The sequence below is a fragment of the Streptomyces ficellus genome (genome assembly GCF_030406405.1).
Taxonomy (GTDB): domain Bacteria; phylum Actinomycetota; class Actinomycetes; order Streptomycetales; family Streptomycetaceae; genus Streptomyces; species Streptomyces ficellus_B.
Genome location: NZ_JAUEPL010000004.1, coordinates 43730 through 64938, shown reverse-complemented (window position 1 = coordinate 64938; position 21209 = coordinate 43730). Strand labels below are relative to the sequence as shown.

The following is a 21209-nucleotide window of genomic DNA, read 5'->3' as shown; positions in this document are numbered from 1 at the left end:
CCGTGAGCGGGCCGGTGAGCCGCGCGCTCGTGGTCGACCGGCCGGGCGCGCACCGGCTCGTCGAGCGGGCCGTGCCCGAGCCGGGTCCCGGCGAGGTCGTGGTACGGGTGGCCGCGGCCGGGATCTGCATGAGCGACCGCGAGGTCTACGACGGTCACCGCGACGCCGCGTATGTGCGCTACCCGGTGACCCCGGGCCATGAGTGGTCGGGGACCGTCGAGGCGGTGGGCGAGGGCGTGGACCCGGCGCTGACCGGGCGCAAGACGGTCGCCGAGGGGTTCCGGGCGTGCGGGGCCTGCGAGCGCTGCCGGTGCGGCGAGACGAGCCTGTGCTCCAGCGGTTACGCGGAGACCGGGTTCACCGAGCCGGGGGCCTTCGCCGACCACGTCACCCTGCCGGCCAGGCTGCTGCACCCGCTGAACGACGACGCCGACCTGCCGGCCGCGGCGCTGCTGGAGCCCGCCGCGGTGATCGCCGCCGCGGTACGGGCGGGGCGGCCGCGCCCCGGTGAACGGGTCGCGGTGGTGGGCGCGGGCACGCTCGGGCTGCTCGCCGTGCAGTTGCTGGCCGCCTCGTCGCCCGCCGAACTGACGGTGATCGACCCGCGGGCGGCGCGCGGCGAGCAGGCGCTGCGGTTCGGGGCGAGCCAGGCGGCGGCCCCGGCCGAGGCGGACGCGCTGAGCGGCCGCTTCGACCTGGTGGTGGAGACCGCGGGCGCTGCGACGACGGCGGCCTCCTCCTGCCTGCTGGCGCGCCGGGGCGGCCGGGTGGTGCTGACGGGGATGTTCACGCCCGGCGCCATCGGCATCGACCCGGTGCACCTGTCGCTGAGCCAGCTGGAGGTCCGCAGCGTCTTCGGCGCCCCCTCCTCGGCCTGGTCGGACGCGGTGCGAGCCTTCGGGCTCGGGCTGCTCGACCCGGCGCCGCTGATCACGCACGAGTTCCCGCTGGAGCGGTTCGCGGACGCCATCGCGCTGGTCGGCGGCGGCGACCCGAAGACCGGCAAGGTGCTGCTGCGCCCGTAGGCCCGAGGCCAGCGGCCCTGAGACCGGCCATGTGCCGTACGGCGGTACGGGGCGCCCTGACCGCCCCCGTACCGCCGTACACCCAACGGCCCGCACCACGTCCGACATACCGAACATAGGAGTCCTGTGACCGCCCCGTCCGTACCCCGCCGTCCCGGCTTGGAGGCCCTCGCCGCCATCGGCCACCCGGCCCCCGCCGTCGATCCGGCCGACACCTCGCCGCACGCCTTCCCCGATGGCGGCACCTGGCGCACCGAGATCCCCTCGGTCGAGGGTCCGGAGGCCCTGGCCGTCGTCCTCAAGGAGAGCTCCCGGCTCGACGTACCCATTCACCGGATCAGCCAGGGCAGCGGCATCTGGATGCTCACGGACGCCGAGATCACCGAGATGGTGGACTCCTGCGCCGAACGCGACATCGAGCTCTGCCTGTTCACCGGCCCGCGCGGCACCTGGGACATCGGGGCGGGCACCCGCACCGACTCCGGCGGCGCCGGGCTGCGCGCCCGTGGCCACGACGCGCTCGCGGGGTGCGTGGAGGACGCCTGCCGGGCCACCTCGCTCGGCGTGCGCTGCCTGCTCGTCGCGGACGAGGGCGTGCTGTGGACGCTGCACCGCCTGCGCGTGGCGGGGCGGCTGCCGGCCGACACCACCTTCAAGCTGTCCGCGCTGACGGGCCCGGTCAACCCGGCCTCGTACGCCGTGTACGAGGCCCTGGGCGCCGACTCCATCAACGTGCCCTCGGACCTGACCCTGGACCACCTGACCGAGATCCGCCTGGCCGGCCGGGCGCCGATGGACATGTACATCGAGGCGCCGGACGACCTCGGCGGCTACATCCGCATGTACGAGGCGGCCGAGCTGATCCGGCGCGGCGCCCCGCTCTACCTGAAGTTCGGCCTCAGCCGCTCCCCCGGCATCTACCCCTACGGAGCGCAGCTGCGCGAGACCGCGCTCGCGACCGCCCGCGAGCGGGTGCGCCGGGGGCGGCTGGTGCTCGATCTGCTGGCCCGGCACGGCGCGGACGGCGGCATGTCACCGCTCGGCGCGCGACTGCCGGGCGAACTGCGGCGTTTCCCCGTCCCGGAAGGCGACTGATCCATGCGCATCGCTCGTATCGTCACCGCGGCCACTCTGGCCGCGCTGCTCACCGCCTCGCTCACCGCCTGCGGCCAGGAGGCCAGGGGCGGCAGCCGCTACAAGCCCAAGGCCGGCGAGGGCGGCACCATCGGTCTCGCCATGCCCACCAAGTCCTCGGAGCGGTGGATCGCCGACGGCCGGAACATGGCCAAGCAGTTCCAGAAGGCCGGCTACGACACCGACCTCCAGTACGGCGACGACAAGGTCGAGAACCAGATCGCCCAGATAGAGAACATGATCACCAAGGGGCGCAAGCTGCTGGTGATCGCCGCGATCGACGGCTCCGCGCTCACCGAGGTGCTCCAGCGGGCGGAGGACGCGGGCATCCCCGTCATCTCCTACGACCGCCTCATCATGGGCACCGAGAACGTCGACTACTACGCGTCGTTCGACAACGAGCGGGTCGGCGAGCTGGAGGCCAGGTACATCGTCGAGGCGCTCAAGCTGGGCAAGCCCGCCAGGGGCACGGGCGACTCGTACAACATCGAGCTGTTCGCGGGCTCGCCGGACGACAACAACACCAAGTACTTCTGGAACGGCGCCATGAAGGTGCTCAAGCCGTACCTGGACACCGGCCAGCTCGTCGTACGCAGCAAGCAGACCCGGATGAACCAGGCGACCACGCTGCGCTGGGACGGCGGCACCGCGCAGAAGCGGATGGACGACCTGATCAGCAAGAACTACGGCGAGGAGCGCGTGGACGCGGTCCTCTCCCCGTACGACGGCATCTCCATCGGCATCATCTCCGCGCTCAAGAGCGCCGGTTACGGCACCAAGAGCCGGCCGCTGCCGGTGGTCACCGGGCAGGACGCGGAGCTGGCGTCGGTGAAGTCGATCATCCGGGGCGAGCAGACGCAGACCGTCTTCAAGGACACGCGCAAGCTCGCCGCGCAGGCGGTCACGATGGGCGACGCCGTCCTCAACGGCCGTAAGCCCGAGGTCAACAACACCACGGACTACCACAACGGCAAGAAGATCGTGCCGTCGTTCCTGCTGGACCCGGTCAGCATCGACAAGTCGAACACCCAGCTCCTCGTCTCCGAGGGCTACTTCACCGCCGGGCAGCTCTCGTGACGCGCCCGGTCCTGGAGATGCGCGGGATCACCAAGACCTTCCCCGGCGTCAAGGCGCTCTGCGAGGTGAACCTGACGGTGCGGGCCGGCGAGATCCACGCGATCTGCGGTGAGAACGGCGCGGGCAAGTCCACGCTGATGAAGGTGCTCAGCGGGGTGTACCCGCACGGCTCGTACGAGGGTGAGATCCGGTTCGAGGGCGAGCCGGTGGCCTTCAAGGACATCCGGGCCAGCGAGCGGCACGGCATCGTGATCATCCACCAGGAGCTGGCGCTCATCCCCTACCTGTCCATCGCCGAGAACATCTTCCTCGGCAACGAGCAGGCCAAGCGGGGCCTGATCGACTGGAACGACACGCTGCGCAGCGCGAGCCGGCTGCTCAGGCGCGTGGGGCTGCGCGAGAAACCGCAGACGCCGGTCGCCGACATCGGCGTGGGCAAGCAGCAGCTGGTGGAGATCGCCAAGGCGCTGTCCAAGGAGGTGAAGCTGCTCATCCTCGACGAGCCGACGGCCGCGCTCAACGACGAGGACAGCGCGAAGCTCCTCGATCTGATCCTGGAGCTGCGCGAACAGGGCATCGCCAGCATCATCATCTCGCACAAGCTGAACGAGATCCGGCGGATCGCCGACTCGGTGACGATCCTGCGCGACGGGCGGACCGTGGAGACGCTGACGGTGCGCCAGGCGCCCGAGGACGAGCCGCGGTTGTCGGAGGACCGCATCATCCGGGGCATGGTCGGCCGCGACCTCGACCAGCGCTTCCCCGACCGCACGCGCTACGAGGGCGAGGACGCCGGCCAGGTGGCGCTGAGCGTGCGGGGCTGGACGGTCCGCCACCCGGTCGACCACCAGCGCACGGTCGTCGACGATGTGTCGCTGACCGTGCGGCGCGGCGAGATCGTCGGCATCGCGGGCCTGATGGGCGCGGGCCGCACGGAGCTCGCGATGTCGGTCTTCGGGCGCAGTTACGGCCAGTACGTGGCCGGGACGGTCGAGGTCGGCGGGCGGGAGGTGGTGACGAGGACGGTGCCCGCGGCGATCGAGGCGGGGCTCGCGTACTGCACCGAGGACCGCAAGCAGTACGGGCTGAACCTCATCGACAACATCAACCGCAATATCTCGCTGGCCTCCCTGCCGGGCATGCGGCGGCGCGGCGTCGTGGACGAGCACCATGAGCGCCGTGTCGCCGAGCGCTACCGCACCACCATGAACATCAAGGCGCCCACCGTGTTCGAGCAGGTGGGGCGGCTGTCGGGCGGCAACCAGCAGAAGGTCGTCCTCAGCAAGTGGATCCACGCCGACCCCGAGGTGCTGATCCTGGACGAGCCGACGCGCGGCATCGACGTCGGCGCCAAGTACGAGATCTACACCGTCATCGACAAGCTCGCGGCGCAGGGCAAGGCCGTGCTGTTCATCTCCTCCGAACTGCCGGAGCTGCTCGGGATGTGCGACCGGATCTACACCATGGCCGAGGGCCGGCTGACCGGTGAGGTCTCCCGCGCCGAGGCCACCCAGGAAGTCCTGATGCGCCAGATGACCCAGAACAGAAGCTGAGGCACCGTCATGACCACCACGACCACTCCGCCGCGTGACGCGTCCGCGGCACCGTCCGGGCAGCGGCCATCGGCAGGCGCCGTGCTGCTCCAGGCACTGCGCGGCAACATGCGCCAGTACGGCATGCTCATCGCGCTGGCGTTCATCATCGTGCTGTTCCAGATCTGGACCGACGGCACGCTGCTGCTGCCCAACAACGTCTCCAACCTGATCCAGCAGAACGGCTACATCCTCATCCTGGCCATGGGCATGATGATCGTCATCATCGCCGGCCACATCGACCTGTCCGTGGGCTCGGTCGTCGCCTTCGTCGGCGCCATGTCGGCGGTGATGATGGTCAAGCACGACATGCCGTGGGTGCTGGCGCTGGTGCTGTCGCTGCTGATCGGTGCGGTGGCCGGTGCGTGGCAGGGCTACTTCATCGCCTACGTCGGCATTCCGTCGTTCATCGTGACGCTGGCGGGCATGCTGCTGTTCCGGGGGCTCACCCAGATCGTGCTGGAGGGCCAGTCGATCGCCCCCTTCCCCGAGGGCTTCCAGAACATCGCCAAGGGCTTCATCCCGGAGATGGGCCCGTACACGCAGTACCACAACCCGACGCTGCTGCTCGGTCTCGCCGCGGTGGTCTTCCTGCTGCTGCGCGAGTGGCGCGACCGCAGGCGGCAGCTGGCGTACGGGCTCGATGTGGTGCCGACCGGCATCTGGGTGGCCAAGTGCACGGCGATCACCGCGGCCGTCGTCGCGTTCACGCTGACCCTGGCCAGCTTCCACGGCGTGCCGGTGGTCATGCTGATCACGGGTGGGCTGCTGATCGGGCTGGGCTATGTGATGCGCAACGCGGTCATCGGGCGCCATGTGTACGCGCTGGGCGGCAACAAGGCGGCGGCGAAGCTGTCGGGCGTCAAGGACAAGCGGGTCACCTTCCTCGTCTTCGTCAACATGGGCGTGCTGGCGGCGCTGGCGGGCTGTGTGTACGCGGCGCGGCTGAACGCGGGCACCCCGCAGGCCGGCCTGAACTTCGAACTGGAGGCGATTGCCGCGTCGTTCATCGGCGGCGCCTCGATGAGCGGCGGCGTCGGCACCGTGATGGGCGCCGTGATCGGCGGCCTGGTGCTGGGCGTGCTGAACAACGGGATGTCCCTGGTCGGCATCGGCACGGACTACCAGCAGGTCATCAAGGGGCTGGTGCTGCTGGCGGCGGTCGGGTTCGACGTGTGGAACAAGCGCAAGGCCGGCAAGTGACCCCTCTCTCCTCGGGAGTTCGGATGGAAACGAGCAGACGTACGGTGCTGGCGGCCGCGGCCGCCACAGGACTCACGGTGGCCGCCGCGTCCACGGCGTACGCCGCGGACGGCGCGGACGGCGCACGGCAGGGAAGGAAGCCCGTGAAGGAACTCTTCGGCACGCTCCCCGACGGCACGAAGGTCCACCGCTGGACGCTGGAGAACGGGGGCACGCGGCTGAAGGTGCTGTCGTACGGCGGCATCGTGCAGTCGCTGGAGATACCCGACCGGCGCGGCCGGTACGCCAATGTGTCGCTCGGCTTCGACAACCTCGACGACTACCTGGGCGCGACGGCGTTCTTCGGCGCGCTGATCGGCCGGTACGGCAACCGCATCGCGGGCGGCCGGTTCACCCTGGACGGCACGAGCTACCAGCTGTCCGTCAACGACGGCGGGAACAGCCTGCACGGCGGGGCGCAGGGCTTCGACAAGCGCGTGTGGGACGTGGAGCCGTTCGCGGACACCACGGGCGTCGGGCTGGTGCTGCGGTATGTGAGCGTGGACGGCGAGATGGGCTATCCCGGTACGCTCAGGGTGAAGGTGACGTACACCCTCACCGGCCGGGGTGACTGGCGGATCGACTACGCGGCGACCACCGACCGGGCCACGGTGGTGAACCTGACCAACCACGCCTACTACAACCTCGCGGGCGAGGGCAGCGGTGACGTCCTGGGCCATGAGCTGCGGCTGGCCGCCTCCCGCTACACGCCGACCGACGCGACGCTGATCCCGACCGGTGAGCGGGCGAAGGTGGCGGGCACGCCGTTCGACTTCCGGCACGGCAAGCTCATCGGCGAGGACATCCGTACCGCCCATCCGCAGCTGGTGCTCGCCAAGGGGTACGACCACAACTGGGTGCTGGACAAGGGCATCACCGAGCGCCCCGAGCCGTTCGCGACGCTGCGCGACCCCGGGTCGGGCCGCACGATGCGGATCGCCACCACCGAGCCGGGCGTGCAGTTCTACTCGGGGAACTTCCTGGACGGCACCCTGGCGGGCCCGTCGCGGCGCACCTACCGGCAGGGCGACGGGCTGTGCCTGGAGACCCAGCACTTCCCCGACTCGCCGAACCAGCCGTCGTTCCCCTCGACGGTGCTGCGGCCGGGCGCCACCTACCGGTCGGCGACCGTCCACAGCTTCTCGGCGCGCTGATCCGCCCCGCGCTGACCGGGTAGCCGCGCATCAGTTCGGCGGCGTTGGCGAACTGCCAGCCGTAGATACCCGCCGCCAGGAACCGGTCGGCGTTGCCGGTCAGCGTGGTGAGCGTGGCCGACCAGGCGTTGAGGATGTCCCGGGCGGTGTCGCCGTGCTCGCGGGTGCCGCCGACACGCCGGCGCAGCGCGTTCTGGTAGGCGGCGTGGATGTCGTTGAAGAGGATGCCGTAGTTCTGCCCCGTGCCGCCCCGTACGACGGTGGCCTGCGGGTTGGCCTGCCACGTCGCCTGGGAGTGGCGGTTGGCGGTCAGCCGCTCCCAGCCGCCGAGCCAGGGCTGTGCCTTGGCGGCGACCCGCACCTTGGCACGGTTCAGGTCGCCGGCCGAGTGCGGCATGCCCGGGTGCGCGAAGGTGCGGGCGGGGGCCGGCCCGGGGCGCGGCGAGGGGGCGGGGGTGGGAGCGGACTGGCCGGCGAAGGCGGCGGCCGCACCGCCCGCGGCTCCGGCGACCGCGAGGCCGCTCGCGAGACGGATGAGACCGCGGCGGCTCATGCGGCGGTGCTTGTTGTCGTGACTCATGGGCGGCTCCTGCGGCTCTGACTCTGGCTTTTGGCTCGGGAATGGGCTGTGGAATGGGCTCTGGAACGGGCCTGACACACAGGAGGCGCCGGAGCCGCACGCCGATAACAGAAACTTCGGAAACCCGAAAACCACGTGCGGCACCGGGAGGGGTGGCTCACCCGGTCCGGGAGCGTCGTTGCGCCGAGTGCCACGCCCGCCTGGTGGGCCCGCCGGGAGCACCGCAGCGTGAGGGGACAGGCCGGGAATCCGTCACCCGCGCCTCCCCCCGAACGAGGACGGGCCATGCAGGAATCAGTCATCGACGGCGCGCGCCACGGCGGCGGGCCGCGCGCACCCCTCCAGGAGAGCAGGGACCCGCGCGCGGGCACTCACGCGGCGCCGTGGCTGGCGGGCGTCGCCGCCGCGTTCACGCTCGCCCATCTCCTCCTGGTCGCCCCGGGCCTGGGGCTCGGCTGGGACGAGACCGTCTACGTCAGCCAGGTCAGCCGCCAGGCACCGGCGGCGTTCTTCAGCGCGCCGCGCGCCCGGGGCATCACATTCCTCGTCGCCCCCGTCACCTTGCTGACGAGCTCCGTCCTGGCGCTGCGCGTGTACCTGGCCGTGCTCGCCGGTTGCGGGCTGTTCCTCGCCCTGTGGGCGTGGCGCAGGCTGCTGCCGCCATCGCTGCTGGCGGTGGCCGGGGCGCTGTTCGCGAGCCTGTGGGTCACGCTGTTCTACGCCGGGCAGGCGATGCCCAACCTGTGGGTCGCCTACGGGGCACTGGCGGCGACCGGCTGCTTCCTGCGCGCCGCCCGCGACCCGGGAGACCGGTGGGCGGTGGCCGGTATCGGGGCCGGGGTGGCGTTCGCGGGGCTGATGCGTCCGACGGACGCGGTGTGGCTGGCCCTGCCGCTGGCCGTGGCGGCGGTGGCGATGCGGGCGTGGCGGTGGCCACTGCTGCTGACGGTGCTCGCGGCGGGCGTGGCCGCCGGGTGCGCCGAGTGGGTCATCGAGGCGCAGACGCGCTACGGGGGGCTGATGGCCCGACTGGAGCGGGCCAGCGAGATCCAGGGCCGGCTGGGCTGGTACCTGGCCGTCGACGACCATGCGCGCGCGCTCGGCGGCCGTACGCTGTGCCGCCCGTGTGACGTGCCATGGCGGCACCCCGCCGCCGCCCTGTGGTTCTTCGCGTTGCCGCTGCTGGTGGCGGGCGGGGTGTGGCGGGCGCTGCGGGAGCGCCGCCACGGGACGGAGATGGTGGTGGCGTGCGCGGTCGGGCTGTCGCTGGCCCTGCCGTACCTGTTCACGGTCGGCTACGCGGCGCCGCGGTTCCTGCTGCCCGCGTACGCGCTGCTGGCCCTGCCGGTGGCGGGGTGCCTGCTGGGGCTGTGCCGGCGGCGGGGGGCGGCCGCCGGCGCGGTCGCGCTCGCCCTGGTCGCGCACCTGGCGGTGCAGTACCGGGTGGTGGACGGGGTGGCGGACCGGGTGCGCCGCGACACCCGTGACCTGACGCGGATCGCCGCCGCCCTGCACGCCCGGGGCGTGCGCCCGCCGTGCGTGGTCAGCGGCGAGGACGCCATCCGCGTGGCGTTCCGCACCGGCTGCGCCTCCCGCCAGCCGGGCGGCCACGACGGCAGCATCACGCCCCGGGGCCTCGCCGAACTGGCCCGGGACCGGCCGGTCGCGGTGCTGGTCTCGGGCGCGGCGCAGCCCCCGGCGCACGCCCGGGGCTGGCCCGTCCACCGGCTGCCGGACCTGGGCCGGCTGACCGGGTACCGCGCCTACGTCGCCGGTGTGAAGCCGAGCGACGCGAGCCGTACGGAGCCGGTGAGCCCGACCCGTACGTCCTGAACGCCGCTCACCGCGAACGGCGTCTGAAGCGTCGTGTAGGCGTACGGCCCGCCGCCCGCCGCCACGTCCACGGCGGCCAGGACGGTGCCGTCGCCGAGGGCGAGGGTGACCGTGCCGGTGCCGGAGACCTCCAGGGCGGCGGCCGCGGTGCCGGCCCCGAAGTCGCAGTCCCTGAAGAGCAGTTCGCCGGGCGCTTCGGCGGCGGCCGGAGTGACGCAGTCGCCGCGGACCTTGGTGCGGTCGGCGAGCACGGTGCCGCGCTGCTCGTCGTAGTCGGCGGCGACCACGGGCCGCTGAAGGACGGGGCGCGGAGCCCGGGCCTGGCCGGTGTGTTCCACGGTGGCGGTGAGGCGGATGTCGGCGCTGGAGGACCCGGCGAGGATCTCGTACGTCCCCGGCTCGACGGTCCAGCGGCCGTGGGCCACGTCCCAGAACCCCAGCGCCGCGACGGGCACCTCGAACTCCAGGCGCCGGCCGGCACCGGGCGCGAGGGTGACCCTGCGGTGCCCGGCCAGCTCCCGCAGCGGCCGTGGCACGGACGGGGCGACGGCCCTGGCGTACAGCTGGGCGACCTCGTCGGCGGCGGCGGGGCCGGTGTTGGTGACGGTGAACGCGACGCGCACCAGGTCGCCCCGGAGCTCGGCGGACAGGTCGCTGTAGGCGAAGGTCGTGTACGACAGGCCGTGGCCGAACGGGAAGAGCGGGGCGCCGTCGAAGTAGAGGTAGGTCTGGCGGCTGCCGATGATGTCGTAGTCCAGCAGGTCCGGCAGGTCGTCGTCGCAGGCGTACCAGGTCTGCGGCAGCCGCCCGGCCGGTGAGACGTCGCCGGCGAGGACGCGGGCCAGGGCCGTGCCGGCCGCCTGGCCGCCGTGCGCGGTCCACAGCAGGGCGGGCAGCTCGCCGGCCGCGTCGCCGACCGCGTACGGGTAGGAGGAGGCGAGGACGAGCACGGTGCGCGGGTTGGCGGCGCGGGCGGCGCGCCAGAGCCGGTCCTGCTGCTCGGGCAGGGCCAGCGTGGCGCGGTCCTCGGTCTCACGGCCGTTGATGTGCGGGTCGTTGCCCGCGACGACGATGACGACGTCCGCCGTGGCGGCGGCGCGTGCCACGGCGTGGGTGCCGTGTTCGACCGTTTCGAGGGTGAAGACGTCGCCCTCTTCGGCAAGCGCGGCAACCTTCGCGCCGTCCGCGGCGACGCAGACGTAGCCACCCGTTCCGATGTGCTTCAGGAGGTGCCCGTCACCGTGTGGTTCGAGGCGGAACGTCTCCTGGACGACCCAGCCGCCGGGCTGGTCGGCCGACGCCCGTACGCGGCCGTCGTCGGCGACCGAGAGGTAGCGGCCGTCCGGGGCGCGCAGCGTGAGGACGCCGCCGCCCCAGTCGATGAGCGCGAGCGTGGTGCCGTCGCCGTCCGGGTCGGCGGTCAGCGGCGGCAGGTCGGTGCGGCCCGCGAGGAGCGCCGGGTCGAGGGCGCCCTCCGCGCCGCGTACCTCGGTGGCGGCCGCGTCGGCCTCGGGCACCCGCAGCGCCCCGGCGGCGCTGCGCAGCCGTACCAGGTCGGCGCCTTCGGCGTGGGTGACGTTCTCGGCGCCGAACCGTTCCCGCAGGCCGTCGAGGGGGCTGGAGCGGCGGATCAGGGTGCCGCTGTACCAGTCGAGCTTGCACTCGTCGGCGAGGAGGCCGACCACGGCGAGGCGCGGCCGCGCCGCCGGGTCGAGCGGCAGGATGCCGTCGTTGGTGAGCAGGACGACGGCCTGTTCGGCGGCTTCCTGAGCGAGGGCGCGGTGCTCGTCGGTGTCGAAGGCGCTGACGGTGGCGTACGGGTCGAGTTCGGGGTCGAACTCGCCGAGCCGGAAGCGGACGTGGAGCTGTCGGCGTACGGCGGTGTCGATGTCGCCTGCGTCGATCAGTCCGCGCTCCAGGGCGCCACGGACGCGGGCGGTGGTGAGCGAGCTGTCGGTGCCGTGGTCGGTGAAGCTGTCCACGCCGGCGCGCAGGGCGGCGGCGGTGGCCTCCTCGTGGGTGTCGAAGTAGTGCTCGGAGTCGACCAGGTTGCTGGGTGCGCCGGCGTCGGAGCAGACGAGGAGTTCCTGGTCGGTCCAGGTGCGCAGGTGGTCGCGCAGGTGGGGCGAGAGGTGGTTGGGGCGCCCGTTGACCAGGTTGTACGCGGGCATGACGCCGGCCACGCCGCCCGCCGTGACGGCACCCCGGAAGGCCCGCAGGTCGTACTCGTGCAGGACCCGGGGGCGTACGGAGGAGGAGGCGGTGTCCCGGTCGGTCTCGTTGTTGTGGGCGAGCCAGTGCTTGAGGACGGGGGCGGTGCGCCAGTAGTGGGGGTGGTCGCCGCGCAGGCCACGGGTGTAGGCGACGGCGATGGCGGAGGTGAGGGCGGGGTCCTCGGAGTAGCCCTCCTCACCGCGGCCCCACAGGGGGTTGCGCAGCAGATTGACGGTGGGGGCCCACACGTTGAGGCCGACGCGGTCGTCGCGGGCGCGCATGGCCCGCGCCTCGGTGCCGACGGCTTCGCCGACGCGGCGGACCAGGTCGTCGTTCCACGTGGCGCCGAGGCCCACGGCCTGCGGGAAGACGGTGGCGGGGCCCATCCAGGCGACGCCGTGCAGGGCCTCCTGCCCGGTGCGGAAGGCGGCGATGCCCAGGCGCTCCACCGGGGGCCCGAACTGGTGCAGCATCGCGATCCGTTCGTCGAGCGTCAGCCGCCCGAGCAGGTCGTCGACGCGCTTGTCCAGTGGCAACTGGGCGTCACGGAAAGGCGGCCGGTCTGCGGTCACGTGCGGTTCCCCTTGCGGATGTCCTGGAGGGATCTACGAGATCTTCGAAGCGCTTCGATGCTCTGGGGTCGCAGCCTTGGGTGTCAAGACACAGGGGCCGACAACTCGCCGCAGGCCGCCAGGTCGGCGCCTGGGCAACGTCCCGAAGCACCGAGGAATCTTTGGGAACGACTCTTGTGCGGCTGGTGGCGTTCACTTAACCTCGCAGCAACATCGAAGCGCTTCGACGAAATGACGCGGCCGAGGACGCATACGGCTGTGCTTCTCAAGGCCCGCTTCGGATCAGCCAGTTACGCCGGATCCACCTCTGACACCGCAGCCGACCGGCGGACCTCGCCGGGTGTTCTGGCGCGCCATGAAGGGTTGACGCAATGACGCCGAACTTCTCCTCCGCTCCGGGCTCCGGCGCGGGCTCCGCCCCCAGCCGGAGAAGCTTCCTCGCCTCCACCGCCGTCGCCGCGGCCGCCGTGGCGGGCGGGATGCCGTTGCTGGCCGCGTGCGGCGGCTCGCAGGGCGAGAAGAAGGACGGCGCCACCTCCGGCAAGGAGGCGCGAAAGCTCCTGCCGGCCTTCGTGGCGCAGAACGTCGTGTCGCCCGACATCCCGTCGAAGAACGGCTCCGCGGCCGGTTTCACCACGGCGATCGCCACGGCGGCGCTGAAGACCTCGGTCCCCGACAAGCTCGGCAAGGGCAGCAGCATCAAGATCATGGCGCCGCTGTGGGGCAGCCCGCCCAAGAGCGACAACCCCTACTACCGGGCGATGAACGAGGCCATCGGCGTCAGCACCGTCTGGCAGAACCAGGACGGCAACACCTACGACGAGAAGCTCGGCGCGGTGCTCGCCTCCAGCGACATCCCCGACGTCGTGGTCGTGCCCAGCTGGAACCTCACCGGCAAGATCCCGAGCGCGGTCAACGCCAAGTTCGCCGACCTCGGCCCGTACCTGTCGGGTGAGAAGGTCAAGGCGTACCCGAACCTGGCAGCGGTGCCCACGGACGCCTGGCAGCGGTCCATCTTCGGCGGCGCGCTGCGCGGCATCCCGATGCCCGGCTCGTACGTCCCGAACATCGCGCCCTTCTACCGCCAGGACGTCTTCGAGTCCAAGGGCTACCAGCAGCCCAAGAGCGCCGCCGAGTTCCTCGCCTGGGCGAAGGAGGCCACCAACGCCAAGGCCAAGGTGTGGGCCTGCGACGACATGAAGTGGACCGCCTTCAACATGTTCGGCGTCTTCCCCGGCAGCGACAAGGCGCTGTGGTGGAACATGGTCGACGGGAAGCTGGTCAACCGCGTCGAGACCGAGGAGTACCTCGAAGCCCTGGAGTGGGTGCGCACGCTGTACGCGGCCCACGTGGTCCACCCGGACGCCAGGGCGGGAGGCACACAAGGTGACCCGGGGAACCGTTTCACCGCCGGTCAGGTCCTCGTCTACAACCAGGACCTGTCCCACTGGTACTCCAAGAGCGTCGAACAGGGCGCCCGCAACCCCGAGTTTCGGATGGGCGCCTTCGACATCTTCGGCCACGACGGCTCGGCCCCGACGCTCTGGGCGGGGCAGCCCGCCGGCATCTGGGCGTTCGTCAGCAAGAAGGCGTCCCAGGCGGTCATCAAGGACGTGCTCGCCATCGCGAACTTCTGTGCCGCCCCGTACGGCACCAAGGAGCGCATGCTCACCGACTACGGCGTCGAGGGCGTCCACTACACGTACGACAAGGGCCTGCCGGTCAAGAACGACACCGGCTTCCTGGAGGTGGCGGGCGCCTTCGACTACCTCGGCGACCCCGCCCCGTACGTCGCCCACCCCGACCGTCCCGACGTGACCAGGCTCCGGGTCGAGTGGCAGCAGCGGATGGGCGCCCTGACGAAGAAGACCTCCTTCTACGGGCTGACCGTCACCGAGCCCACCCGCTGGACCAACCTCGCCGACGACTTCGAGCAGCTGGAGGACGACGTCGTCCGCGGCCGCAAGAAGATCAGCGACGTCCAGCGGGCCGTGTCGGACTGGCGGAGCAAGGGCGGCGACCAGCTCCGCGACTGGTACCGCAAGCTGCTCGACGACTCCGGCTCCGCCGCGAACTGACCCGCCGACACGCGAGGAGAGAACCGTGTCGCAGCACAGCACGGTGCCGGGCGCACAGCCGGCCGGTCAGGGCGGCCCACGGCCCCGCGAGAAGACGGGGGCGCCACGCCAGGGCGGGGAGACTCCCGGAGCCGGGCTGTCCGTCCCACCACCGGCCCAGGCATCCGCCCAGGCATCTGACCCGGCCTCTGCCCCGGCACCGGCACCGGCACCGGCACCGGCACCGGCAGCGGCAGCGGCAGCGGCAGCGAAGAAGAACAGCGGAAAGAAGAACGGCGGAAAGCTGAGCCTGCGGCTGAGGTTCCGGCGGGACCGCGCGCTGATCCTGATGACCCTGCCCGCACTGCTGCTGGTCCTGGTCTTCACCTACATACCGGTGCTCGGCAACATCGTCGCCTTCCAGGACTACGACCCGTATCTCAGCGAGAACGGCTTCATCGCCATGCTGGAGAGCCCGTGGGTCGGGTTCGACCAGTTTGAGCGGATCTTCGCCGACTCGGCGTTCTGGCGGGCGGTCGAGAACACCCTGGTGCTGTTCTTCCTCCAGCTCGTGCTGTTCTTCCCGGTGCCGATCATGCTGGCCCTGCTGATCAACAGCATCATCAGACCCCGGGTCCGCGCGGTCGCCCAGGCGATCATGTACCTGCCGCACTTCTTCTCCTGGGTGCTGGTCATCACCGTCTTCCAGCAGATCTTCGGCGGCGCCGGCATCATCGCGCAGACGCTGCGGCAGCACGGCATCGAGGGCTTCGACCTGATGACCGACCCGGGGATCTTCCCGTTGCTGGTCACCTCCGAGGGCATCTGGAAGGACGCCGGCTGGGGCATCATCGTCTTCCTCGCCGCGCTGTCCTCCGTCAGCAACGACCTGTACGAGGCGGCGGCCATGGACGGGGCCGGGCGCTGGCGGCGGATGTGGCACGTCACGCTGCCCGCGCTGCGGCCGGTGATCGCCCTGCTGCTGGTGCTGCGGGTCGGTGACGCGCTCACCGTCGGCTTCGAGCAACTGCTGCTGCAACGCGACGCGGTGGGGCCGGACGCGGCGGAGGTGCTCGACACCTATGTGTGGTGGAACGGCATCCGCAACCAGGACTTCAGTTACGCCGCGGCCGCCGGGCTCATCAAGGGCGTGGTCGGGCTCGGGCTGGTCCTCGCGGCCAACAAGGTCGCCCATCTCATGGGCGAGCAGGGGGTGTACAAGAAGTGACCTCGATGACGGTGGAGCCCGCGAAGCGGCGGAGCCGCTGGGCCGCGCCGCCCCGCCCGGTCTGGGAGGGCGAGCCCGGCAAGGCCGGTCTGGTGGCCAAGGGCATCGTGCTGGCGGGGGCCTGTCTGGCGATCCTCTTCCCGCTGTGGATCGTGATCGTCACCAGTCTCTCCTCGCCCGAGACGATCAGCCGGGCCGGTGGCCTGGTCGTCATCCCCAAGGGCATCACCTTCGTCGCGTACCAGGAGCTGCTGGGCGGCGGGCAGGTGCAGCGTGCGGCGCTGGTCAGCCTGGGTGTCACGGCGGTGGGCACGCTCTTCAGCATGGCGGTGTCGGTGCTGTGCGCGTACGGGCTGTCGCGCAGCGGCTCGCTCGGGCACCGCTGGATGCTGATGACGCTGCTGGCGACGATGTTCTTCGGCGCGGGGCTGATTCCGACGTACCTGCTGGTGCAGGCGCTGGGGCTGACGGACACCTACCTGGCGCTGATCCTGCCGAGCGCGGTGAGCGTCTTCAACATCCTGGTGCTGCGGGCGTTCTTCATGAACATCTCGCAGGAGCTGACCGACAGCGCCCGGATCGACGGGGCCGGAGACTTCCGGATCCTGTGGCAGATCGTCATGCCGCTGTCCCGGGCCGTGCTCGCGGTGATCTCGCTGTTCTACGCGGTGGGGTACTGGAGCGCGTGGTTCAACGCCTCCATCTACCTCACCGACCAGGACATGATGCCGTTGCAGAACGTCATGATCCAGATCGTGCAGAAGCAGGAGCCGCCGACCGGACTCGGGCAGCTGATCAAGACCAACCAACTGTCGCCGCTATCCGTGCAGATGGCGGTCATGGTGCTGGCCCTGGTGCCGGTGGCCATCGCGTCGCCCTTCGTCCAGAGGCACTTCAAGAAGGGCATGCTCACCGGCGCGGTCAAGGGCTGAGCCCGGTACACATCCCCGCCGCCCGCCCCCTCACCGCCCGCCCCCTCACCGCCCGTCCGATGGCCGCGTCGGACGCCAGGGGCGGCGCGGTGTCCGAACGGACGGCTGCCGGAGCGTGGCCCCCACCCCCCGTCGCGCCCCGGCAGACGTCGTACCCCCACTTCCCGCACCCGCAGAGATCGAGGCATGCCATGCCCCCCTCCCCCCTGAGCAGACGCGCCGTCCTCGCGGGCGGTACCGCCGGTGCCGCCGCCCTCGCCGCCGGATCCGCCCTCGCCCCGGCCGCGCACGCGGCCACGCCCCCGGCACCCGCCGCCCCGGGCGCCGCTCCGGAGGCGGGCGCGGCGGGCCGCGACGTCCGCCCGTACCGGTGGCGCAACGTCGTCATCGGCGGCACCGGCTTCATCACCGGTGTGCTCTTCCACCCCTCGGTGCGCGGCCTCGCCTACGCCCGCACCGACATCGGCGGCGCCTACCGCTGGGACGACCGGGCCGCCCGCTGGACGCCGCTCACCGACCACCTGGGCTGGGACGACTGGAACCTGCTCGGGGTGGAGGCGATGGCCGTCGACCCCGCGCACCCCGACCGGCTCTACCTCGCCCTCGGCACCTACGCCCAGCCCTGGGCCGGCAACGGCGCGGTCCTCCGCTCCGAGGACCGGGGCGCCACCTGGGCCCGCACCGACCTGACCGTCAAGCTCGGCGCCAACGAGGACGGCCGGGGCACCGGCGAACGGCTCCTGGTGGACCCGCGCGACAGCGACACCCTGTGGCTGGGCACCCGGCACGACGGACTGCTGCGCTCCACGGACCGCGGCGCCACATGGGGCCCCTCCCCCTCCTCCCTCCCCGCCTCCCCCTCCCCCACCGGCCAGGGCGTGACCTTCCTCGTCGCCGCGGGCCGCACCGTCTACGCGGGCTGGGGCGACGGTGACGGCGCCCTGTACCGTACGACCGCCCGTACCGCCCGTACCGCCTCCGGCGGCTGGGAGGCCGTGCCGGGCCGGCCGTCCGGCACCTCGGCGAAGGTCCCGATCCGCGCCGCGTACGACGCCGCCACCCGCTGCCTGTACGTCACGTACGCCGACGCTCCCGGCCCCAACGGCCAGTCCGCCGGCTCCGTGCACCGGCTGAACACCGTGACCGGCGCGTGGCGCGAGGTGACGCCGGTCACGCCCGGGCCCGGCGACACGTTCGGCTACGGCGGGGTCGCCGTGGACGCCCGCCGCCCCGGCACCGTGGTCGTCTCCACCAACAACCGCTGGGGCGCGGTGGACACCCTCTTCCGCTCCACGGACGGCGGCGCGACGTGGGTGTCCCTGAAGGACACCGCCGTCCTTGACGTGTCCGAGACTCCCTTCCTCAACTGGGGCGAGCCGAGCCCCAAGTTCGGCTGGTGGATCCAGGCACTCGCCGTCGACCCGTACGACTCGCGGCACATCGTGTACGGGACGGGGGCGACGCTCTACGGCACCCGCGACCTGCGCCACTGGGCGCCGCGCATACGCGGCCTGGAGGAGGCCGCCGTGCGGCAGCTGATCTCGCCGCCGGCCGGGGCGGCGCATCTGATCAGCGGGCTCGCCGACATCGGCGTGATGTACCACGAGCGGCTCACGGCGTCCCCGTCGCGCGGCATGGCGACGAATCCGGTGTTCGGGTCGGCGACCGGACTCGCGCAGGCCGCGGCGGAGCCGTCGTATGTCGTCCGCGCCGGCTGGGGCGGCAACGGCAACGGCGCGTACTCCACCGACGGGGGCCGGACGTGGGCGCCCTTCGCCGCCCAGCCCGCCATCGCCAAGGACGCCCCGGGGCCGATCGCCACCAGCGCCGATGGCACGGCGCTGCTGTGGTCCTTCGTGCACTGGGACGGCACGAAGCACCCCGCCTACCGCTCCACGGACAACGGCCGCACCTGGGCCGAGATCCCCTCCTTCCCGAAGGGCGCCACGCCGGTCGCCGACCCGGCCGACCCGACGCTCTTCTACGCGTACGACACCGACACAGGAACCGTATACGCGAGCACTGACAGTGGCGCCTCGTTCACCGCCCGCGCGGCCGGACTGCCGTCCGGTGACGGGCAGTTCCGGATCGCCGCGGCCCCCGGGCGGCGCGGTGACCTGTGGCTGTCGGCCAAGGGCAACGGCCTGTACCGCTCCACGGACGAGGGTGCCACCTTCACCAAGGTGCCGGGCTGCACCCAGTCGTACGCCCTCGGCTTCGGCAAGGCGGCGCCGGGCGCGGACTACTCAGCCATCTTCCAGACCGGCGCGGCCGACTCCGCCGGCTCGCTGGGCACGGCCGGCGCGGCGGGCACGACCGGCGCGGCCGGCGCGGAAACCGGCGCCGCGGTCGCCGTCCTGCGCTCCGACGACGCCGGCCGCACGTGGGTCCGCATCAACGACGACGCCCATCAGTGGGGCTGGACCGGTGAGGTCATCACCGGCGACCCGCGCGTCCACGGCCGGGTCTACCTCGGCACCAACGGCCGTGGCATCCAGTACGGAGACCCGGTCTGATGCCCTCCCTCGACGACGCCACCCGCGGCCGGCTGCTGTTCGGCGGCGACTACAACCCCGAGCAGTGGCCCGAGGAGACCTGGCACGAGGACGTGCGGCTGATGCAGGAGGCCGGGGTCAACTCCGTGACACTCGGCGTCTTCTCCTGGGCGCGTATCGAACCCCGCCCCGGCGCCCGGGACTTCGGCTGGCTCGACCGGCTGATGGACCTGATGCACGTGCACGGCATCGGCGTCGTCCTCGCCACGCCGACCGCCTCTCCCCCGCCGTGGATGGGCTCACGCCACCCGGAGACGCTGCCGCGCGACGAGAACGGGCAGACCGTCTGGTGGGGTTCGCGCCAGCAGTTCTGCGCCAGCTCCCCCACCTACCGGACCTACGCGGCCGCGATCACCGAAGACCTCGCGCAGCGGTACGGGGCGCACCCGGCCCTGCTGATGTGGCACATCAACAACGAATACTGCACACACTGCTGGTGCGACGAGACCGCCCGCCACTTCCGCCGCTGGCTGGCCGCCCGCCACGGCACGATCGAGGCGCTCAACGAGGCGTGGGGCACCGCGTTCTGGAGCCAGCGCTACGACACCTGGGAGGAGATCATTCCGCCGCGCCGCGCCCAGTACATGCGCAACCCCGCGCAGACGCTGGACTTCAAGCGGTTCACGTCCGACGCGCTCATGGAGTGCTACACCGCCGAGCGCGACATCGTCACCCGGCACACCCCGCTCGTCCCGGTGACGACGAACTTCATGCCGTTCTGGACGGGCCAGGACGCGTGGGTGTGGGCGGGCGAGGAGGATGTCGTGTCGGTCGACGTCTACCCGGACCCCAGGGACCCGCTGGGCGGCCAGTACAACGCGATGATCGGCGACATGACGCGCTCACAGGCGGGCGGCGGGCCGTGGATGGTCATGGAGCAGGCGGCGGGCCCGGTCAACTGGCGGGGGGTGAACCACCCCAAGCCGCGAGGCCTGAACCGGCTGTTGTCGCTCCAGTCCGTCGCGCACGGCGCCGACGCCATCTGCTACTTCCAGTGGCGCCAGTCCCGGCAGGGCTCGGAGAAGTTCCACTCGGGGATGGTGTCGCACGCGGGCGAGCGGGGCCGCACCTTCCAGGAGGTCAAGCGGATCGGTGCGGAACTCGCGGCGCTCAGCGGCGAGGTGGCCGGGACGCGGCAGGCGACGGCCGACATCGCCGTCCTGCACGACTGGGCCTCCTGGTGGGCGGACCAGCAGGACGGCCGGCTCTCCACCGAGGTCGACTACCCGGAGATCGTCCGTGCCTGGCACCGCGCGCTGTGGGAGGCTCATCTCGCCACCGCGTTCGCCCATCCCGAGCACGACCTGACCGGCTACCGGATGGTGGTCGTCCCGCACCTCTACCTGCTCACCGACACGGCGGTCGACAACCTCGTCCGTTACGTACGCGGCGGCGGCACCCTCGTGTCGGGATTCCTCACCGGGGTCGCCGACGAGGACGACCGCGTACGGGAAGGGGGCATGGACGCGCGGCTGCGGGCGCTGTTCGGCATCGGCACGGTGCACGAGTGGTGGCCCCTGGACAGGGGCGAGACGATCACCTGCGACGGGTTCGAGGGGACGTTGTGGTCGGAGGAGCTGTCGGCGGACGGCGGCGAGGTGGTCGCGGCGTACCGGGGCGGCGAGCTGGAGGGGCTTCCGGCGGTGCTGCGCAGCGGCCGCGCCTGGTACCTGTCCACGCTGCCCGCGCCGCCCGCGCTGCGCGAACTGCTCGCCCGGGTGGCCGGTGAGGCGGGGGTGCGGCCCGTGCTGGAGGGGCTGCCGGAGGGCGTCGAGGCGGTGCGCCGCGGCGCGTTGCTGTTCGTCCTGAACCACCGGCGGGGCCGGGTCACGGTGACGGTGCCGGGCGCGTTCCGGGAGGTGCTGACGGGTGCGGCCGTGGAGGGTCCGCTCGTGCTGGAGCGCTACGGCGTGGCGGTGCTGCGGGAGGCGGTTCGGTGACCGGCGCCGGCCCCGCCCACGCGACCGGTCCCGCGCACGCCACCGGTCCCGCGAACACCACTGACCCCACCATG

Annotated in this window: 13 protein-coding genes and 1 pseudogene; 12 read left to right on the top strand and 2 right to left on the bottom strand. The window is 72.1% G+C overall.

All coding sequences use genetic code 11. The features are described 5' to 3' along the window. Positions 1-14: 14 nt before the first annotated feature. The 6 genes from QWM81_RS04150 (at position 15) to QWM81_RS04125 (ending at position 7224) form a co-directional block, all read left to right on the top strand. A complete protein-coding gene (locus QWM81_RS04150) occupies positions 15-1025 on the top strand; it encodes a zinc-dependent alcohol dehydrogenase (RefSeq protein WP_290110285.1) in 1011 nt (336 codons plus the stop codon). 126 nt (positions 1026-1151) lie between these two features. Then, entirely contained in the window at positions 1152-2120 is a 969-nt protein-coding gene (locus QWM81_RS04145; RefSeq protein WP_290110106.1) for a hypothetical protein, read from the top strand. Between the two features lie 3 nt (positions 2121-2123). Next, positions 2124-3236 (top strand): multiple monosaccharide ABC transporter substrate-binding protein, encoded by a 1113-nt coding sequence (chvE, locus tag QWM81_RS04140; protein WP_290110105.1) that lies wholly within the window; start codon positions 2124-2126, stop codon positions 3234-3236. After that, complete coding sequence (mmsA, locus tag QWM81_RS04135) at positions 3233-4789, top strand: multiple monosaccharide ABC transporter ATP-binding protein (RefSeq protein ID WP_290110104.1); 1557 nt, start codon at positions 3233-3235, stop codon at positions 4787-4789. The genes chvE and mmsA overlap by 4 nt, the downstream gene beginning before the upstream one ends. A 9-nt stretch (positions 4790-4798) precedes the next feature. Next, on the top strand, positions 4799-6031 hold the full coding sequence (gene mmsB, locus QWM81_RS04130) for a multiple monosaccharide ABC transporter permease (protein WP_290110103.1): 1233 nt from the start codon (positions 4799-4801) through the stop codon (positions 6029-6031). A 23-nt stretch (positions 6032-6054) separates the two neighbouring features. Further along, positions 6055-7224 (top strand): aldose epimerase family protein, encoded by a 1170-nt coding sequence (locus tag QWM81_RS04125; protein ID WP_290110102.1) that lies wholly within the window; start codon positions 6055-6057, stop codon positions 7222-7224. 19 nt (positions 7225-7243) lie between these two features. Here the strand turns inward: QWM81_RS04125 and QWM81_RS04120 are convergent. Next, positions 7244-7804 (bottom strand): annotated as a pseudogene (locus QWM81_RS04120) (alginate lyase family protein); the annotation flags it as partial. Between the two features lie 285 nt (positions 7805-8089). Between QWM81_RS04120 and QWM81_RS04115 the strand changes: the two are divergent. After that, on the top strand, positions 8090-9637 hold the full coding sequence (locus tag QWM81_RS04115; RefSeq protein WP_290110101.1) for a hypothetical protein: 1548 nt from the start codon (positions 8090-8092) through the stop codon (positions 9635-9637). On the opposite strand, the gene QWM81_RS04110 is transcribed toward QWM81_RS04115, so the two are convergent. Further along, a complete protein-coding gene (locus tag QWM81_RS04110; protein ID WP_290110100.1) occupies positions 9568-12423 on the bottom strand; it encodes a glycoside hydrolase family 3 C-terminal domain-containing protein in 2856 nt (951 codons plus the stop codon). The two genes, QWM81_RS04115 and QWM81_RS04110, sit on opposite strands and share 70 nt — an antisense overlap. Before the next feature lie 371 nt (positions 12424-12794). On the opposite strand from QWM81_RS04110, the gene QWM81_RS04105 reads away from it, so the two are divergent. The 5 genes from QWM81_RS04105 to QWM81_RS04085 all read left to right on the top strand — a co-directional run bounded on the left by QWM81_RS04105 (position 12795) and on the right by QWM81_RS04085 (position 21135). Next, positions 12795-14501, top strand: a complete 1707-nt coding sequence (locus QWM81_RS04105; protein WP_290110099.1) for an extracellular solute-binding protein — start codon at positions 12795-12797, stop codon at positions 14499-14501. 283 nt (positions 14502-14784) lie between these two features. Continuing rightward, the gene (locus QWM81_RS04100) at positions 14785-15708 is read left to right on the top strand and encodes an ABC transporter permease (RefSeq protein ID WP_290110284.1); all 924 of its coding nucleotides are present in this window, start codon (positions 14785-14787) and stop codon (positions 15706-15708) included. Positions 15709-15713: 5 nt separating this feature from the next. Continuing rightward, entirely contained in the window at positions 15714-16640 is a 927-nt protein-coding gene (locus QWM81_RS04095; RefSeq protein WP_435372321.1) for a carbohydrate ABC transporter permease, read from the top strand. A gap of 191 nt (positions 16641-16831) precedes the next feature. Continuing rightward, the gene (locus QWM81_RS04090) at positions 16832-19156 is read left to right on the top strand and encodes a 1,4-beta-glucanase (RefSeq protein ID WP_290110097.1); all 2325 of its coding nucleotides are present in this window, start codon (positions 16832-16834) and stop codon (positions 19154-19156) included. Continuing rightward, positions 19156-21135 carry a beta-galactosidase gene (locus QWM81_RS04085; protein WP_290110096.1) on the top strand — a complete coding sequence of 660 codons (1980 nt, stop codon included), beginning with the start codon at positions 19156-19158 and terminating at the stop codon, positions 21133-21135. Before QWM81_RS04090 ends, QWM81_RS04085 begins: the two co-directional genes overlap by 1 nt. Positions 21136-21209: the final 74 nt, after the last annotated feature.

Bases quoted from the DNA above. Each gene is read 5' to 3' on its own strand.
- chvE (WP_290110105.1), top strand. From the start codon at position 2,124: ATGCGCATCGCTCGTATCGTCACCGCGGCCACTCTGGCCGCGCTGCTC.
- mmsB (WP_290110103.1), top strand. From the start codon at position 4,799: ATGACCACCACGACCACTCCGCCGCGTGACGCGTCCGCGGCACCGTCC.
- QWM81_RS04125 (WP_290110102.1), top strand. From the start codon at position 6,055: ATGGAAACGAGCAGACGTACGGTGCTGGCGGCCGCGGCCGCCACAGGA.
- QWM81_RS04115 (WP_290110101.1), top strand. From the start codon at position 8,090: ATGCAGGAATCAGTCATCGACGGCGCGCGCCACGGCGGCGGGCCGCGC.
- QWM81_RS04105 (WP_290110099.1), top strand. From the start codon at position 12,795: ATGACGCCGAACTTCTCCTCCGCTCCGGGCTCCGGCGCGGGCTCCGCC.
- QWM81_RS04095 (WP_435372321.1), top strand. From the start codon at position 15,714: ATGACGGTGGAGCCCGCGAAGCGGCGGAGCCGCTGGGCCGCGCCGCCC.
- QWM81_RS04090 (WP_290110097.1), top strand. From the start codon at position 16,832: ATGCCCCCCTCCCCCCTGAGCAGACGCGCCGTCCTCGCGGGCGGTACC.
- QWM81_RS04085 (WP_290110096.1), top strand. From the start codon at position 19,156: ATGCCCTCCCTCGACGACGCCACCCGCGGCCGGCTGCTGTTCGGCGGC.